The 15,500-nt window shown below is 64.3% G+C and carries 14 protein-coding genes; 10 read left to right on the top strand and 4 right to left on the bottom strand.

What is annotated here, in order from left to right:
- Nucleotides 1-168: 168 nt before the first annotated feature.
- Nucleotides 169-609 (bottom strand): Lrp/AsnC family transcriptional regulator, encoded by a 441-nt coding sequence (locus ACYG97_RS23170; RefSeq protein ID WP_023685065.1) that lies wholly within the window; start codon nucleotides 607-609, stop codon nucleotides 169-171.
- 145 nt (nucleotides 610-754) lie between these two features.
- Here ACYG97_RS23170 and rocF point away from each other — a divergent pair, with 145 nt between their 5' ends.
- The gene (rocF, locus tag ACYG97_RS23175) at nucleotides 755-1,690 is read left to right on the top strand and encodes an arginase (protein WP_023685064.1); all 936 of its coding nucleotides are present in this window, start codon (nucleotides 755-757) and stop codon (nucleotides 1,688-1,690) included.
- On the top strand, nucleotides 1,687-2,748 hold the full coding sequence (locus ACYG97_RS23180; protein ID WP_023672154.1) for an ornithine cyclodeaminase: 1,062 nt from the start codon (nucleotides 1,687-1,689) through the stop codon (nucleotides 2,746-2,748). The genes rocF and ACYG97_RS23180 overlap by 4 nt, the downstream gene beginning before the upstream one ends.
- A gap of 5 nt (nucleotides 2,749-2,753) precedes the next feature.
- Here the strand turns inward: ACYG97_RS23180 and ACYG97_RS23185 are convergent, their stop codons facing one another.
- Nucleotides 2,754-3,755 (bottom strand): LacI family DNA-binding transcriptional regulator, encoded by a 1,002-nt coding sequence (locus ACYG97_RS23185; RefSeq protein ID WP_023687616.1) that lies wholly within the window; start codon nucleotides 3,753-3,755, stop codon nucleotides 2,754-2,756.
- 224 nt (nucleotides 3,756-3,979) lie between these two features.
- Here ACYG97_RS23185 and ACYG97_RS23190 point away from each other — a divergent pair, with 224 nt between their 5' ends.
- Both ACYG97_RS23190 and ACYG97_RS23195 read left to right on the top strand, forming a co-directional pair.
- Nucleotides 3,980-4,651, top strand: a complete 672-nt coding sequence (locus tag ACYG97_RS23190) for a winged helix-turn-helix domain-containing protein (protein ID WP_023732833.1) — start codon at nucleotides 3,980-3,982, stop codon at nucleotides 4,649-4,651.
- A 56-nt stretch (nucleotides 4,652-4,707) separates the two neighbouring features.
- Nucleotides 4,708-6,096: a HAMP domain-containing sensor histidine kinase gene (locus tag ACYG97_RS23195; RefSeq protein WP_023736720.1), complete on the top strand. Its 1,389-nt coding sequence runs from the start codon at nucleotides 4,708-4,710 to the stop codon at nucleotides 6,094-6,096.
- Nucleotides 6,097-6,288: 192 nt separating this feature from the next.
- Here the strand turns inward: ACYG97_RS23195 and ACYG97_RS23200 are convergent, their stop codons facing one another.
- Nucleotides 6,289-7,158, bottom strand: coding sequence for a helix-turn-helix domain-containing protein (locus ACYG97_RS23200; RefSeq protein ID WP_023672161.1), 870 nt, complete (start codon nucleotides 7,156-7,158; stop codon nucleotides 6,289-6,291).
- A gap of 106 nt (nucleotides 7,159-7,264) precedes the next feature.
- Here ACYG97_RS23200 and ACYG97_RS23205 point away from each other — a divergent pair, with 106 nt between their 5' ends.
- The 5 genes from ACYG97_RS23205 (at nucleotide 7,265) to ACYG97_RS23225 (ending at nucleotide 13,602) form a co-directional block, all read left to right on the top strand.
- Nucleotides 7,265-8,533 carry an ABC transporter substrate-binding protein gene (locus ACYG97_RS23205; protein ID WP_023732831.1) on the top strand — a complete coding sequence of 423 codons (1,269 nt, stop codon included), beginning with the start codon at nucleotides 7,265-7,267 and terminating at the stop codon, nucleotides 8,531-8,533.
- Between the two features lie 202 nt (nucleotides 8,534-8,735).
- Entirely contained in the window at nucleotides 8,736-9,596 is an 861-nt protein-coding gene (locus ACYG97_RS23210; RefSeq protein ID WP_023732830.1) for a carbohydrate ABC transporter permease, read from the top strand.
- A gap of 13 nt (nucleotides 9,597-9,609) precedes the next feature.
- Nucleotides 9,610-10,446, top strand: a complete 837-nt coding sequence (locus ACYG97_RS23215) for a carbohydrate ABC transporter permease (protein WP_023672164.1) — start codon at nucleotides 9,610-9,612, stop codon at nucleotides 10,444-10,446.
- Between the two features lie 13 nt (nucleotides 10,447-10,459).
- Entirely contained in the window at nucleotides 10,460-11,539 is a 1,080-nt protein-coding gene (locus ACYG97_RS23220; protein ID WP_023715719.1) for an ABC transporter ATP-binding protein, read from the top strand.
- Nucleotides 11,540-11,568: 29 nt separating this feature from the next.
- Nucleotides 11,569-13,602: an aldo/keto reductase gene (locus ACYG97_RS23225; RefSeq protein WP_023732829.1), complete on the top strand. Its 2,034-nt coding sequence runs from the start codon at nucleotides 11,569-11,571 to the stop codon at nucleotides 13,600-13,602.
- Nucleotides 13,603-13,781: 179 nt separating this feature from the next.
- Here the strand turns inward: ACYG97_RS23225 and ACYG97_RS23230 are convergent, their stop codons facing one another.
- Nucleotides 13,782-14,237 (bottom strand): Lrp/AsnC family transcriptional regulator, encoded by a 456-nt coding sequence (locus ACYG97_RS23230; RefSeq protein ID WP_460221632.1) that lies wholly within the window; start codon nucleotides 14,235-14,237, stop codon nucleotides 13,782-13,784.
- A 123-nt stretch (nucleotides 14,238-14,360) separates the two neighbouring features.
- On the opposite strand from ACYG97_RS23230, the gene ACYG97_RS23235 reads away from it, so the two are divergent.
- Complete coding sequence (locus ACYG97_RS23235) at nucleotides 14,361-15,464, top strand: saccharopine dehydrogenase family protein (RefSeq protein ID WP_023732826.1); 1,104 nt, start codon at nucleotides 14,361-14,363, stop codon at nucleotides 15,462-15,464.
- Nucleotides 15,465-15,500: the final 36 nt, after the last annotated feature.

Consider the following 15,500-nt stretch of genomic DNA (forward strand, 5'->3'; position numbering starts at 1 on the left):
TGGCAAGCGTCCGGTCCTTGCACCGTTGAAGCTGGTGCAATCTCGCGTCATGCCGGCTTCCTCCGTCATGTGGAGGATAGCTGCGGCCCCAATGAGATTCGTCGGCCAGGCGACCCATTCGCCAGTTCCGCCCAAAGCTTTGCGTGAACACGCCGGCCGGAACGGCGGCTAAGCCAGCCGTGCCCTTGTCGTCCTCGGCGTTGCCAGCAGCAGACTTGTCTCGCTGCCGGTTATCCCGGGGATGAGCCGTATCCGCCTAAGCACCGCGTCGAAATCGGTGAGCGACGCCGTTCCGAGTTCGACCACCAGGTCCCAGCGGCCATTGGTGGTGTGAATGGTCGAAACCTCGGCGAGGCCGCCGAGCGCCCGGACCACGCGGTCGGCGGCATGGCCCTCGATCTCGATCATCATCACGCCGCGTATCCGCTGGTCGACCGCGTCGGCGCGCAGCACCACCGTGTAGCCGATGATCTCGCCCGTTTTTTCCAGCCGCTCCATGCGCGCCCTGACCGTGGCGCGCGACACCCCGAGATCGACCGCGAGATCGGAGATGCTGCGCCGGGCATCATGCCTGAGCAGCGTGACCAGCCTTTCGTCGAGCAAGTCCATGATTCTATCCACTTGACCAAACTGACTTATCGGGTTGATAAATCATTCTTCTCGAAATGCCAATTTCGCCTGTTCAAACTGCCGGGCCGGGATGGTTCATTCCACGCATCAACCGCCCAATCAATTTACAAGGACAACAAGAACCATGCGCTGCAGGATCGTTGGCGCGCCGGTGCAGGACGGCGCCGGCAGGATGGGATGCGAGATGGGGCCAAGCGCGCTGCGCACGGCCGGGCTTGTCTCGGTGCTGTCGGAACTTGGCCACGAGGTCGAGGACTGGGGCGCGGTGCAACCGGCCGCAGTGCGCGCTATCGTCCACGGCAATCTCGCGCTGAAGGCCCTGCCGGAGATTTCCGCCTGGACCGCGGCAATTGCCGAGACCGCCTATGCGGCTTCGCGGGACGCCATGCCGATCTTCCTTGGCGGCGACCACGCGATATCGGCCGGCACGGTGTCGGGCATAGCCCGCCGCGCCGCCGAACGCGACCGGCCGCTCTTCGTGCTGTGGCTCGATGCGCATCCGGATTTCCACACGCTCGATACCACCGTCAGCGGCAATCTGCACGGCGTGCCGCTCGCCTATGCCAGCGGCCGACCGGGCTTCAACGGTTATTTCCCGGACCTGCCTGTCGCCGTCGATCCTGCCCACATCTGCGTCATGGGCCTGCGCAGCGTCGATCCGGCGGAGCGCCGGGCGCTGAGCGAAGCGGGGGTTACCGTGCACGACATGCGCACCATTGACGAGCACGGCGTCGCACCTTTGCTGCGCGCCTTCCTGGCCATCGTCGAAAAGGAAAACGGCCTGCTGCATGTCAGCCTCGACGTCGACTTCCTCGACCCCTCCATCGCGCCGGCCGTCGGCACCACCGTGCCCGGCGGCGCCACCTTCCGCGAGGCGCATCTGGTGATGGAGATGCTGTCCGACAGCGGCCTGGTCTCCAGCCTTGATCTGGTCGAGCTCAACCCGTTCCTCGACGAGCGCGGCCGCACCGCCACGCTGATGGTCGACCTCGCCGCCAGCCTGATGGGCCGCCGCATCATGGACCGCCCGACCCGCAGCCATTCCGGAAGCATTGCATGACCCAGCCTTCCCGCCTTGCCATCGTCCCCTTCGTCAGCGTCGACCGCATGATGAAGCTGGTGCTGACCATCGGCGTCGAGCGGTTCCTCACCGAACTCGCCGCCTATATCGAGGAGGATTTTCGCCGCTGGGAGCTGTTCGACAAGACGCCGCGCATCGCCTCGCACAGCCATGACGGCGTCATCGAACTGATGCCGACCAGCGACGGCAAGATGTACGGCTTCAAATATGTCAACGGCCATCCGAAGAACATGCGGGAAGGCCGTCAGACCGTCACCGCCTTCGGCGTGCTCGCCGATGTCGGTTCCGGCTATCCGATGCTGCTCACCGAAATGACGATCCTGACGGCGCTGCGCACCGCGGCGACCTCCGCTGTCGCGGCCAAATATCTGGCGCCCAAAGGCGCGCGCTCGATGGCCATCATCGGCAATGGCGCCCAGTCCGAATTCCAGGCTGTCGCCTTCAAAGCGCTGCTCGGCGTCGACCGGCTGCGGCTCTATGATATCGACCGCTCCGCTTCGGAAAAATGCGCCCGCAACCTCGCCGGCAAGGGCTTCGACATCACCATCTGCGCCACCGGCCAGGATGCGGTGGAAGGCGTCGACATCATCACCACGGTGACCGCCGACAAGCAGTCCGCCACCATCCTCACCGACAACATGGTCGGTTCCGGCGTGCACATCAACGCGGTCGGCGGCGACTGCCCCGGCAAGACGGAACTGCACCGCGACATCCTTTTGCGCTCCGACATCTTCGTCGAGTTCCCGCCGCAGACGCGCATCGAGGGCGAAATCCAGCAACTCCACGCCGACCATCCGGTGACCGAGTTGTGGCAGGTGATGACCGGCAAGGCGGAAGGCCGCAAGACGGCGGAACAGATCACCTTGTTCGATTCCGTCGGCTTCGCCACCGAGGATTTTTCGGCGCTGCGCTATGTCCGCGACCAGCTTCAGGCCACCGGCCTCTACGAGGAGCTCGACCTGCTCGCCGATCCCGACGAGCCGCGCGACCTCTTCGGCATGCTGCTCAGGGCAGCGCTGCAGCCGGCCGCCGCCTGAGGGCTTCAGCCGCGCAACGGCGCGCAGCTCTCCCGTTCGACGAGCACCGGGGTGAGCACTTCGCGGCGCGAATGCGCCGCAGGCTCGGCAACCCGCTCGAGCAGCAGGCTGACGGCGCGGGTGCCGATCTTCTCGACCGGCTGTGCGATCGTCGTCAGCGGCGGCCATGTGGTGACGGCATAGGGGATGTCGTCGAAGCCGATCATCGACATGTCGCCGGGGACCCGCAATCCGCGCCCGCGCAGCACTGTCAGCGCGCCCATGGCCATCAGATCGTTGCAGGCAAACAGCGCCGTGATCCCCGGCGCCTGCGCCATCAGCCGCTCCATCGCCGTGCGGCCGCCGGCAAAGTGATAGTCGGAATCCACCACCGAGGCCGGCGGCAGGTCGAGGCCGGCTTCCTGCAGCGCCCTGGCGAAGCCGCGCAGGCGGGCCGGGCTGGAGCTGGAATCGCGCGGGCCGCCGATGACGCCGATCTTCTCGTGGCCGAGCCCGGCTAGATAGCGGCCGGCGAGATAGCCGCCATGATCGTGATCGACCAGCACCGAATCGACATTGACCGAATGGATCTCGCGGTCGAGCAGCACCGCCGGCACGCCGGGCAGAAGGCTGGAGAACACCCGCGCATGATCCGACGAGCCGGCGAAGATCAGCCCGTCGATCTGCTTGGCCATCAGCACCTGGAGGTAGCGCTCCTCCTTCTCGGCGCTGCCGTCGGAGTTGCACAGGATCACAGTATAGCCGGCAAGGAAGCCGGCATCCTCGATCTGGCGCGCCACGCCGGCGAAGAAAGGGTTGGAATTGTCCGGCAGCAGCAGGCCGATGGTCTTGGTCTCGCCGCGCCTCAGGCTGCGCGCCAGCGTGTTCGGGCTGTAGCGCAAGGCGGCGATGGCCGAATGCACGCGCTCGGCCGTCTCCGGCTCGACATGGCGCGTGCGGTTCATCACATGCGAGACGGTTGCGACCGACACTCCGGCATGGCGCGCGACATCGGCAATCGTCGTCATTTCCTGTCCCCTGACTCGATTAGCCTAATGATTGCGTAACCGGATGTGTCGCACGCTAGAGCGCAGCTTTCGAGTGTCAATGTCCCTTTGAGCAACCTGCTGAGCGGAGCGATCTGCCGCCAAGAAAAAGCCGCAAGGCTGGGTGTTTGGTGGTCGACCTGTTGTCACAACCGGATAAGGTTCGAGAGCCGCGAACTGCTCAATCGCCAACCATCGGAACAACGATGCGACTTCTCCTTGTCGAGGACGACCCACGCACCGCCGACTATGTCGTCAAGGGCCTTGGCGAGGCAGGCCATATCTGCGACCTCAGGCGCGATGGCCGCGACGCGCTGTTTGCCGCGACACGCGACGCCTATGACGTGATCGTCGTCGACCGCATGCTGCCCGGCCTCGACGGCCTGTCGATGATCAAGGCGGTGCGGGCGGCGGGCGTGCGCACGCCGGCGATCTTTCTGACCTCGGTCGGCGGCGTCGACGACAGGGTTGAAGGGCTCGAGGCCGGCGGCGACGACTATCTCGTCAAGCCATTCGCCTTTTCCGAACTGCTCGCCCGCATCAACGCGCTCGGCCGTCGCCCTGCGGTGCAGGAGCTGAAGACGACGCTGCGCATCGCAGACCTCGAAATGGACCTGATCCAGCGCCGCGTCACCAGGCAGGGCCAGGCGATCGACCTGCAGCCGCGCGAATTCAGCCTGCTCGAAGTGCTGATGCGCGGCGAGGGCCGCGTCATCACCCGCACCATGCTTCTGGAACGGGTCTGGGATTTTCACTTCGACCCCAAGACCAGCGTCGTCGAAACCCATATCAGCCGGCTGCGCGCCAAGATCGACAGGCCGTTCGAAACCACGTTGATCCACACCGTGCGCAACACTGGCTACAGTGTTCACGACTGAGGCGCGGCATGACAGAAACTTGCCATGACTGAAGCTTGCCATGACTGAAACGCACTATGACTGAGACAGGCTCTCGCCTGCTGCGCAGCACGCCGTTTCGGCTGGCCCTGACCTTCGCCTTGCTGTTCGTGCTCGCCTTCATCCTGTCAGGCGCCATCGTCTACCAGCTGATGAGCGCGGATCTTGCCGAGCAGCTCGACCAGTCGGTCAAGGAGACCTATTCGGTCGTGGCGGTGACCTATGCCGGAAACGACCGGGAGGATCTGGTTTCGGCAGTCGACAGCCACGCCGCGCTCAGCCCGAGCAAGGAACAGCTGTTCTCGCTCACCGATCCCGCCGGCAATCGCCTGGCCGGGAATTTCACCGCAGCCGACCTTCCCGATGGCTTTTCGGATTTTGCCGCTTCCCTGCCTGGCGTTGCGCCGGACACTATGTACCGCGCCTGGACCGGTTCGGTCGGGCCCAACAGCCTGACAATCGCCTTCTCGCTCTCCGAAACCGAGGAGCTGGAACGCATCGTTTTGATGAGCTTCGGCTGGGCCACCCTGATCATTTCAGGGCTGGCGGTGGCTGGCGGCGCCTTGCTGGCGTCGCGTGTGCAGCGTCGCCTCGACGGCATTGCCACCACCATGGACGATGTCTCCAACGGCCGGCTCGACGCCCGCATTCCACTGCTCGGCAATGGCGACGACATTGACGGCGTCTCGCGCCAGGTCAACGCCGCGCTGGAGCGGCTGGCGGCGCTGGTGGACGGCATGCGCCAGGTCAGCGCCGACATCGCGCATGATCTGAAGACGCCGCTCAACCGGCTGCAGATGATTTTGGAAGCTGCGGCCGACAGGACCGCGCGGGGTGAGGCCGTTGCCGATGAGCTGGCGGAGGCACGTGGGGAAAGCCTGCAGATCAACGATACTTTCGATGCGCTGTTGCGTATTGCCCAGATCGAGGCCGGCGCTCGCAAGGCGCGCTTTGTCGATCTCGACCTCACCGGCGTCATCGATGCCATTGCCGAAATCTACGCCGGTGTCGCCGAGGATGACGGCAAGTCGCTGTCGGCCACGATCGTCCACGGCACCCCATGCCTGGTCCACGGCGACCGCGACCTGCTGACGCAATTGTTTGCCAATCTGGTTGAGAACGCGCTGCGGCATTGCCCCGATGGCACGGCAATCCTTCTATCGGTGCGGCGGCAAGGCGACCGCATTCTGGCTGAGGTCGCCGACAATGGCCCTGGCATCCCGGCGCAGGAGCGCGAAAAAGTGTTCCAGCGGCTCTACCGGCTGGACTCCAGCCGCACCACGCCCGGCAGCGGCCTTGGCCTCAGCCTTGTGCGGGCCATCGCCGACCTGCATGGTGCAACGATTGCGCTGGAGGATCGCCGGCCTGGGCTGGCGGTAATTGTCGGGTTTCCTCGGGCGGAGGGCACCGGTCCCGGCTTGAAATGACAACGCCAGAGCCAGGTCGACCCCACTCCGTCGAGCGAAGCAGCGACGGAGTGGGGGAAGGCGCTCATGAAACGCCAAGTCGCTGACAACTTTCTCCAAGTTGATGATCGCATCCGACAAAGGCGGTCGCGATTAGCCTTGCACATGTTTCCACCCGGAACGGCTGCGGGTTGATCAAGATGACCGTTGAACCTATCGGCCCACCGCACCCCGGCGAAAATCCGAGGGCGACATCCCTGCCAGCTTGCGGAAGGATTTGTTGAAGGCGCTGAGCGAGCCGAAGCCTGAATCCATGGCGACGCGCAGCACATTGGCGTCTTCATGCATCAGCAGCGCCTGCGCGTAGCTCAGCCGCAGCAGATTCATATATTCGTTGAGCGTCATGCCGGTCGATTTCTTGAAAATGCTCATGGCGTATTTGGGATGGATGTCGGCCGCCGCCGCGATGTCGACGCAGTCTATGTCGTAGAGGAAATTCTCGGCGATGAAGTCGCACATGCGACCGACATTGCGCAGCGATTGCTGGTCGAACGGGCCGCCGGGTTCCTGGCCGATGGCGGTTTCCGGCACCAGCCGGTAGGGCTCGAAGCGCACCCGCTCCAACCGCAGCAGCAGCTCGTTCACGGCGTGCTCGGTTATCGCCGCATCGCCCGAGCGGAAATAGCGGTTCCAGCGCTCGAAATTGTGATGGTCGGCCTGGTCGGTCGCCGATGTCACCAGCGTGGCGCCGGTCATCAGCCTGTGGCGGACATCCGTCGGCAGATGCAGGCGGAAGAAATGCACCAGCGGCAGATGCGCGCCGGCATAGATGGCGTCGTCGGAGAGATCGTCCATCTGGTGCGGCAGCCCGCCCCAGAACAGGCACATGTCGCCGGCCGACAGCGAGATCTCGTGCTCGTTCATGCGGTAATGCACGCTGCCGCGGACGATGAAATTGACCTCGACCTGGGCATGCCAGTGCGGCTTCAGCATGACCAGCGGATGGTTGTGAAACATCTGCAAAGCCATCGGCAGGCCTTCGACGCTGCTGGCGCCAGGCTGGTAAAACGGCCGTTCCGGCATCTTACTTTCCGCCCATCTTTTATTCCCGTTGTCAGGGACAAGCCTTCCGCGCCGCCTAGTCTAGCCATGCTCGCGAAGAGAGAGCAAATGAAATGGGAGGATTTCAATGCGCACGACACTGATCTGTGCCGCGCTGGCGCTTGGCCTGGGCTCAGCCCCGGCTTTGGCGCAGTCCGGCGAAATTACGATCTGGAGCTGGAATATCGCCGCTTCGTCGCTGAAGGCGACGGTGGCCGGCTTCAACAAACAGTATCCCGACGTCAAGGTCACCGTTCAGGATCTCGGCAACCAGCCGACCTATGACAAGTCGATCGCCGGCTGTGCGGCCGGCGGCGTCGGCCTGCCCGATATCGTCTCGATCGAAAACGGCGAGGCCGAGAACTACTGGAGCCAGTTCCCCGATTGCTTCGTCGATTTGCACACGCTGGGCTACACCGCCGACGACCAGAAGAAATTCCCGGACTTCAAGCGCACCGAACTGGAGGTCGGCGACAAGGCCTATGCCATGCCGTGGGATTCCGGCCCGGTAGCCGCCTTCTACCGCCGCGACTTCTACGAGAAGGCCGGCGTCGATCCGGCCTCGATCAAGACCTGGGACGATTTCATCGCCGCCGGCAAGAAGGTCCAGGCCGCCAATCCCGGCGTCGCCATGACCAATGCCGATTTCAACGGCGACACCGAATTCTTCCGCATGATTTCCAACGAACAGGGCTGCGGCTATTTCGCCGCCGATGGGCAGTCGATCACCGTCAACCAGCCGAAATGCGTCGACACGCTGGCCAAGATCAAGGACATGAAGGACGCCGGCATCATCTCGTCGGCCGACTGGGGCACCAAGATCACCAACAACACCGCCGGCACCGTCGCCACCCAGGTCTATGGCGGCTGGTATGAGGGCACCATCCGCACCGAATCCGCCGGCGAAAACGGCAAATGGGGTGTCTACCTAATGCCGAGCCTGACCGCCGACGGCCCCCGCGCGGCCAATCTCGGAGGCTCGTCGCTCGCCATCACCTCAGCCTCGAAGAACAAGGAGGCCGCCTACGCCTATCTGAAATACACGCTCGAGACCAATGAAGGCCAGATCACCATGCTCAGGGATTTCGGCCTAGTGCCGTCACTGATCTCGGCCCTCGACGACCCCTACGTCTCGCAGGGCCTGCCCTATTGGGGCGGCCAGGCAGTGTGGAAGGACATTCTCGCCACGCTGCCCAAGGTGGTGCCGAGCCGCGGCACGCCGTTCCAGAGCGACGCCGAAATCATCATGCGCGCCGTGCAGACCAAATATCTCGGCGGCGGCTATCCCGATGCCAAGGCCGCCCTCGACGACGCCGCCAGCCAGATCGCTTCGGCGACGGGACTGCCGATCAAGTGACCAAGGCGGTGATGCTGGCGGGCCAGATATAGGGCAATTTGCCGGACTGTTGGCGCTGCCCCTCACCTGCCTGCCGGCATCCTCTCCCCGTATAGTGGCGGGGAAAGGGACGCTCTCGCCCAACAGATCGCCAATTGCCGGCGGCGTCCGCCGGCTAACAACACGCCGGATATCAGCCGGGAAAGAGGAAGGAGGAGGAACCATGCGCTACCAGAACGCCACGGCCTATCGCTTCCTCACGCCCTACCTCCTGATCTTCGCCATCTTCTGGGTGTGGCCGATCATCTCCTCGTTCATGATTTCCTTCCAGGCGACGCGCACGGTGCCCTGGCGCTTTGCGCCGACATTCAACTGGGGCCGCCTGATCGGCGACCCCGCTTTCTTCAACGCGCTGAAGAACACGCTGCTCATCCTCGTCATCCAGGTGCCGGTGATGATCTCGCTGGCGATCGTCATGGCGGTGCTGCTGAACTCGCCGCTGCTGAAAGCACGTGGCCTCTACCGCTTTGCCTTCTTCGCTCCGGTGGTGGTCGGCGAGGTCGCCTATTCCGCCGTGTTCCGGCTGATGTTCAACCTGGATTTCGGCATCATCAACAAGCTCCTCGCCGGCGTCGGCCTGGCCAAGATCGACTGGTTCTCCAACGTCACACCGGCCATGGCGCTGATCATGATCGCGGTAACCTGGCGCTGGGCCGGCTACAACGCCATCATCCTGCTCGCCGGCCTGCAGTCGATCCCCGAGGACGTCTATGAAGCAGCGACGCTCGACCGCGTCAGCAAGCTCAAGCAGTTCTTCTACATAACGCTGCCGCTGCTCAAGCCGGTCATCGTGTTTTGCGCCGTGCTGTCGATCATCGGCACGATGCAGCTGTTCACCGAGCCGTTCCTGATCACGGAGCGCGGCGGCCCCGGCGGCGGCACCGAGACGCTTGGCCTGCTGCTCTACCGCCAGGGTTTTCGCTCGCTCAATTTCGGCTACGCCTCGGCCGTCGCCTACACCATGGCGGGGCTGGCAATCGCCATCACGCTGGTGCAGCTGTGGCTGACACGAGAGCCGAAATGAGAGGGGAGCCGAAATGAGTTCGCTGTCGCAACGCCGGCTCGGCCGCAGCGTCCTGCTGCATCTGGTCCTGACACCGCTGGCGGTGATCTGGCTGTTTCCGCTGTGGATGATGGTGGTGTTTTCGACCATGCCCGACAACGGCATTTTCAGCCCCGGCATCGAGCTTCTGCCGCACGGCAATTTCGTCGACAATTTCAACAACCTGCAGCGCGACACCAATTTCGTCGGCGCTATCGGCATTTCGGTGGCGGTGGCGGTGACCTACACCTTCTTCTCGGTGCTGCTGACCTCGATGGCCGGCTGGGCGCTCGCCCGCTATCAGTTCTTCGGCAAGGGCGCGGTGGTGGCGATCATCCTCGGCACCATCACGCTGCCCTATGCGGTGGTGCTGATCCCGCAATTCATCATGGTGGCGCGCGACTTCCAGCTCGCCAACACCTGGATTGCGCTGATCGTGCCACCCTTGTTCAATTCGCTGGGCGTGCTGTTCATGCGCCAGGCTTTCTCGATGATGCCGGCCGACCTTTTCGACGCGGCACGTGTCGAGGGCGTCAAGGAATGGCGTATCTTCCTGTTCGTCGCTTTGCCGCTGGCGCGGCCGATGCTGGCGGCGCTCGCCATCATCCTGTTCCTCGCCTCGTGGAACAATTATCTCTGGCCGCTTTTGATCAACAGCCAGCCCGGCGCGATGACGGCCCCTGTGGCGCTCGGCACGCTGATCGGCCTGACCAAGGTCTCATGGGGCGGCATCATGGCCGGCGCCGTCATGCTGACCGTACCGATGCTGGTCGTCTTCGTGCTGCTGCAGCGCCATTTCATCGCCGGCATCGCCGCCGGTGCCGTCAAGTAGGGACAACAGCGATATGGCGGCAGTCACCCTCACCAATGTCGTAAAACGCTTCGGCGTCTATGAGATCATCCATGGCGCCAACATCGATATCGCCGATGGCGAGTTCGTCGTCTTTGTCGGCCCGTCGGGTTGTGGAAAATCGACGCTGCTCAGGATGATCGCCGGGCTGGAGGATATCAGCGGCGGCGAGATCGCCATTGGCGGCAAGGTGATGAACGATGTCGAGCCGGCCGAGCGCGGCATCGCCATGGTGTTCCAGTCCTACGCGCTCTACCCGCACATGAGCGTGGAGCAGAATCTGAGCTTTGGCCTCAGGATGACCGGCAACCCCAAGGAGGACACCGAGCGGCGGGTGAAGCGGGCCTCCGAAATCCTGCGCATCACAGAGTTGATGGCGCGGCGGCCGAGGCAATTGTCCGGCGGCCAGCGCCAGCGCGTTGCCATCGGCCGCGCCATCGTGCGCGAACCGCAAGTCTTCCTGTTCGACGAGCCGTTGAGCAATCTCGACGCCGAGCTGCGCGTCCAGATGCGGGTCGAGATCTCGCGCCTGCACAAGGAGCTCGGTACGACGATGATCTATGTCACCCACGACCAGACCGAAGCGATGACGCTGGCCGACCGGATCGTCGTGCTGCGCGGTGGCCATGTCGAGCAGATCGGCCGGCCGCTCGATCTCTACCACAATCCCGACAACCAGTTCGTCGCCGGCTTTGTAGGCTCGCCGAAGATGAATTTCATCAAGGGCCGCGTCGTCGGGCGCAACACGAGCAGCGTCACCGTCGAGCTGGCGGGCGAGGAAAAGACCCGCATTATGCAACCGTTGACCGGCGCCGTGCCAGAAACAGGAGCCAAGGTCATTGTCGGCGTGCGGCCCGAACATTTCGGCAATGGCGGCGAAGGCGAAGCCGACCTCACCGTCGGCATCGACGTGGTCGAGCATCTCGGCGGCACCAGCTTCATCTATGCCAGGACCGCCCATGGCGAAGACCTGGTGATCCAGCGCGACGCGGCAAAGGTCCCCGACACCCAGGAGATCACCGTGTCCATCCGCAAATCCTATCTGTTCGATGAAGACGGCCAGCGGCTGCGCTGAGCGCTTCCAGCCTTGCAAGGAGAATGATCATGACTGCAACCGCGCCCCTCCGCTGGGGGATACTTGGGCCCGGCGACATCGCCAAAGCGTTCGCCCGCGGCGTGGCAGGCTCGCGCACCGGCACGATCGTGGCGCTCGGCGCCCGCAATCCCGGCAAGGCAGGCCTGGCCGAGACGTTTCCCGGCGCCCGCATCCTCGACGGTTACGACGCGCTGCTCGCCGACCCCGAGGTCGACGCCGTCTATATCGCCATCCCGCATCCCGGCCATGCCGAATGGGGAATCAAGGCGGCGGAAGCCGGCAAGCATGTGCTGTGCGAAAAGCCGCTGGCGCTGACCGCCTTCGAGGCCGACGCCATGATCCATGCCGCGCGCAAGGCCGGCACCTTCCTCGGCGAAGCCTTCATGTACCGCCTGCACCCGCAGACGGCGAAGCTGGTCGAGGTGATCCAGTCGGGCGTCATTGGCGATGTCAGGCTGATCAAGTCGAGCTTCGGCTTCGCCATGCCGGGCTTCATGCCCGAGCACCGGCTCTACGCCAACGATCTCGCCGGTGGCGGCATTCTCGACGTCGGCGGCTATCCCGTCTCCATGGTGCGGCTGATCGCGGGCGCTGCCACAGGCAAACCCTTCGCCGAGCCGGACAAGGTTGTCGGCACCGCCCATCTCGGCAAGTCCGGCGTCGACGAATGGGCCTCGGCGCTGCTGCATTTTCCCGGTGGAATCGTTGCCGAGGTATCCTGCAGCATCTCGCTCAAACAGGACAATGTCCTGCGCATCCTCGGCACCAAGGGCCGCATCGAGGTGCCGGATTTCTGGTTCGCCGGCGGCGGCAACCGCGATGGCGGCCCTGGCCGGATCGATGTAATTCTCGCCGACGACACGCGCGAGACCATCAGCCTCAACGAAACCCGCCATCTCTATTCCTTTGAGGTCGACGCCGCCGGCGAGGCGATCCTGGCCGGCAAACAGGAATTCGCCTGGCCGGGCATGGGCTGGGCCGACAGTCTCGGCACGCTGCGTGTGCTCGACAAATGGCGCGCTGCCGTAGGGCTCGAATATGAAATCGAAAAGCCGGCTAAGCGAACCAACACCCTTTCGGGCCGGCCGCTGCGCACCGGCGGCACCGCCATCGGCAAGCGCAAGATTCCGGGCCTGTCGAAGCCGGCCTCCGTGGTGGCGCTCGGCTTCGAGGATTTCCGCACCTTCTCGTCGGGCGCAATCCTGCTCGACGCCTTCTTCGAGGCCGGCGGCAATCTGTTCGACACCGGCTATGTCTACGGCGCCGGCTACACCGAAACGCTGCTTGGCCAGTGGCTCAGGAATCGCGGCGTGCGCGAGCAGTCGGTGATCATCGCCAAGGGCGCGCACTCGCCGCTCTGTTATCCCGATGTCATCGGCAAGCAGCTCGCCCAGTCGTTGGACCGGCTGCAGACCGACCATGTCGACCTCTATTTCATGCACCGCGACAACCCCGATGTGCCGGTCGGCGAATTCGTCGATGCGATGGACGCCGAGGTCAAGGCCGGCCGCATCCGTGGCCCGTTCGGCGGCTCGAACTGGACGATGGCGCGCATGGACGAGGCGATTGCCTATGCCGAGCGCACCGGCAAGCAGAAGCCCGGCGTGCTCTCCAACAATTTCTCGCTGGCCGAGATGCTGGAGCCGATCTGGGCCGGCTGCATCACCTCGTCCACCGACGACTGGAAATCCTGGCTGACGAAAAGGCAGATGCCCAACTTCGCCTGGTCGAGCCAGGGCCGCGGCTTCTTCACCGACCGCGCCGGCCGCGACAAGCAGGACAATGAGGAGCTGGTGCGGGTCTGGTATTCCGAGAAAAATTTCGGCCGCCGCGACCGCGCCATCGAGCTGGCGCAGCGCCTGGGCAAAAGTCCGATCCACATCGCGCTCGCCTATGTGCTGGCGCAGCCTTTTCCGTCGGTGCCGTTGATCGGCCCGCGCACGCTGGACGAGCTGGAGGACAGTTTGAAGGCGCTGGATATCAAGCTGTCGCCGGAGGATGTGGCGTGGCTGGATAGCGGGCCGGAACGGCGGCGGGCTTAGCAGCTAATCTCCCCCCTTGAGGGGGAGATGTCGCCGAAGGCGACAGAGGGGGTCGCCTCGCGTGGAGCGCTAACCTCCTTCTGCAGCGGCAGGTAGGCCGAGCCCAGTCGAACCGACCCCTCTGGCCTGCCGGCCATCTCCCCCGCAAGGGGGGAGATTAGCAGCTCCATGCGTCCCACCTACCGATCAATCCGGGTCGACAAAATTATCGACGACGACGTCCGCTCGACCCCGTCCATCGCGCCGATCTCGTCCAGCAACGCATCCAGATCCCTGATCGACGGCGCGTCGACGATGACGATCATGTCGAAATTGCCGCTCACCGAATGCAGCGTCCTCACCGGCGGCAGCGCCTGCAGCGCCCGCACCACCTTGTCGGCGAGCTTGGGCGTGACGGTGAGCAGCACATGCGCCCGCACCAGCCCCTGCTCGTAGTCCGGCGCCATCCGCACGCCATAGCCGATGATGATGCCGCGCTGTTCCAGCCGCTCGATCCGGCTCTGCACCGTCGTGCGCGAAGCGCCGAGCTGGCGCGCCAGCTCAGTGGTCGATGCGCGGGCATTGGCGCGCAGCAGGGAAAGCAGTTTTTGTTCGGCGTCAGTGAGCATTTCGACGAACTTTATCGGCGTATTGATCAATTGTGGGGTTCGTTTCGAACAGTTTCACGCTTCCTTTCGGCAGGCAAGCTGCGATTCTTGAAGGCATAGCGTCCACCGCGCGGCGGTCTGGGCCAAGGAGTTTTCACGAGGGGCAAGGTCATGAAGAAAATCATCGTCGTCGGCGCCGGCAAGATCGGCTCGACCATTGCAGGCATGCTCGCCGACAGCGGCGACTACCACGTCACCGTTGTCGACCGCGCGGCGGCGCAGCTTGCCGCGGCCGAACTTCCCGCCGGCGTCGAGGGGCTGGAGCTCGATATCGCAGCGCCGGGCGCACTCGAGGCCGCCCTTGCCGGCGCCTTCGCCGTGCTCAGCGCCGCCCCCTTCCATTTGACCACTCGCATCGCCGAGGCCGCGGCCGCCACCGGCGTACACTATCTCGATTTGACCGAGGACGTCGTCTCCACCCGCCGCGTCAAGGAACTGGCGCGTTCGGGCAAGAGCGCCTTCATTCCGCAATGCGGCCTTGCGCCGGGCTTCATCTCGATCGTCGCCAATGATCTCGCCAGCCGCTTCGACACGCTGGAAAGCGTTCGCATGCGCGTCGGCGCGCTGCCGCAATACCCGTCCAATGCGCTGAACTACAATCTGACCTGGAGCACCGACGGCGTCATCAACGAATATTGCGAACCCTGCGAGGCGATCGTCGAGGGCGAGCTGATCGAGGTACCGCCGCTGGAGGAGCGCGAAGAGTTCTCGCTCGACGGCGTCACCTATGAGGCCTTCAACACCTCCGGCGGTCTCGGCACGCTGGCCGAGACGCTGAAGGGCAAGGTGCGCACGCTGAACTACCGCACCATCCGCTATCCCGGCCACGCGGCGATCATGAAGGCGCTGCTCAACGACCTCGGCCTGCGCCACCGCCGCGACGTGCTGAAGGATATCTTCGAGAGCGCCCTGCCGGCAACGCTGCAGGATGTGGTCATCGTCTTCGTCACCGTCTCGGGCCGCCGCAATGGCCGCCTGCTGCAGGAAACCTACGCCAACAAGATCTATTCGCAGCGCATCGGCAACCAGGTGCGCAGCGCAATCCAGATCACCACCGCCTCCGGCATCTGCGCCGTGCTCGACATGCTGGCCGACGGCACCTTGCCGGCGACCGGCTTCGTCAAGCAGGAAAACATCGCGCTGGATGCGTTTCTCGCCAATCGTTTTGGGCGCGCTTATGCGCAGCACGAGATGGTAAGCCGGCTGGCAAGCTGAGCTACTTCACCCTCCCCCTTGTGGGGAGGGTCGGCG

The sequence above is a fragment of the Mesorhizobium sp. W067 genome, from assembly GCF_054719525.1.

Coding starts and splice junctions, on each gene's coding strand:
- ACYG97_RS23225 (WP_023732829.1), top strand. CDS start 11,569: ATGACTGCAACCGCGCCCCTCCGCTGGGGGATACTTGGGCCCGGCGAC.
- ACYG97_RS23200 (WP_023672161.1), bottom strand. CDS start 7,158: ATGCCGGAACGGCCGTTTTACCAGCCTGGCGCCAGCAGCGTCGAAGGC.
- ACYG97_RS23190 (WP_023732833.1), top strand. CDS start 3,980: ATGCGACTTCTCCTTGTCGAGGACGACCCACGCACCGCCGACTATGTC.
- ACYG97_RS23215 (WP_023672164.1), top strand. CDS start 9,610: ATGAGTTCGCTGTCGCAACGCCGGCTCGGCCGCAGCGTCCTGCTGCAT.
- ACYG97_RS23180 (WP_023672154.1), top strand. CDS start 1,687: ATGACCCAGCCTTCCCGCCTTGCCATCGTCCCCTTCGTCAGCGTCGAC.
- rocF (WP_023685064.1), top strand. CDS start 755: ATGCGCTGCAGGATCGTTGGCGCGCCGGTGCAGGACGGCGCCGGCAGG.
- ACYG97_RS23205 (WP_023732831.1), top strand. CDS start 7,265: ATGCGCACGACACTGATCTGTGCCGCGCTGGCGCTTGGCCTGGGCTCA.
- ACYG97_RS23220 (WP_023715719.1), top strand. CDS start 10,460: ATGGCGGCAGTCACCCTCACCAATGTCGTAAAACGCTTCGGCGTCTAT.
- ACYG97_RS23235 (WP_023732826.1), top strand. CDS start 14,361: ATGAAGAAAATCATCGTCGTCGGCGCCGGCAAGATCGGCTCGACCATT.
- ACYG97_RS23210 (WP_023732830.1), top strand. CDS start 8,736: ATGCGCTACCAGAACGCCACGGCCTATCGCTTCCTCACGCCCTACCTC.
- ACYG97_RS23170 (WP_023685065.1), bottom strand. CDS start 609: ATGGACTTGCTCGACGAAAGGCTGGTCACGCTGCTCAGGCATGATGCC.
- ACYG97_RS23185 (WP_023687616.1), bottom strand. CDS start 3,755: ATGACGACGATTGCCGATGTCGCGCGCCATGCCGGAGTGTCGGTCGCA.
- ACYG97_RS23195 (WP_023736720.1), top strand. CDS start 4,708: ATGACTGAGACAGGCTCTCGCCTGCTGCGCAGCACGCCGTTTCGGCTG.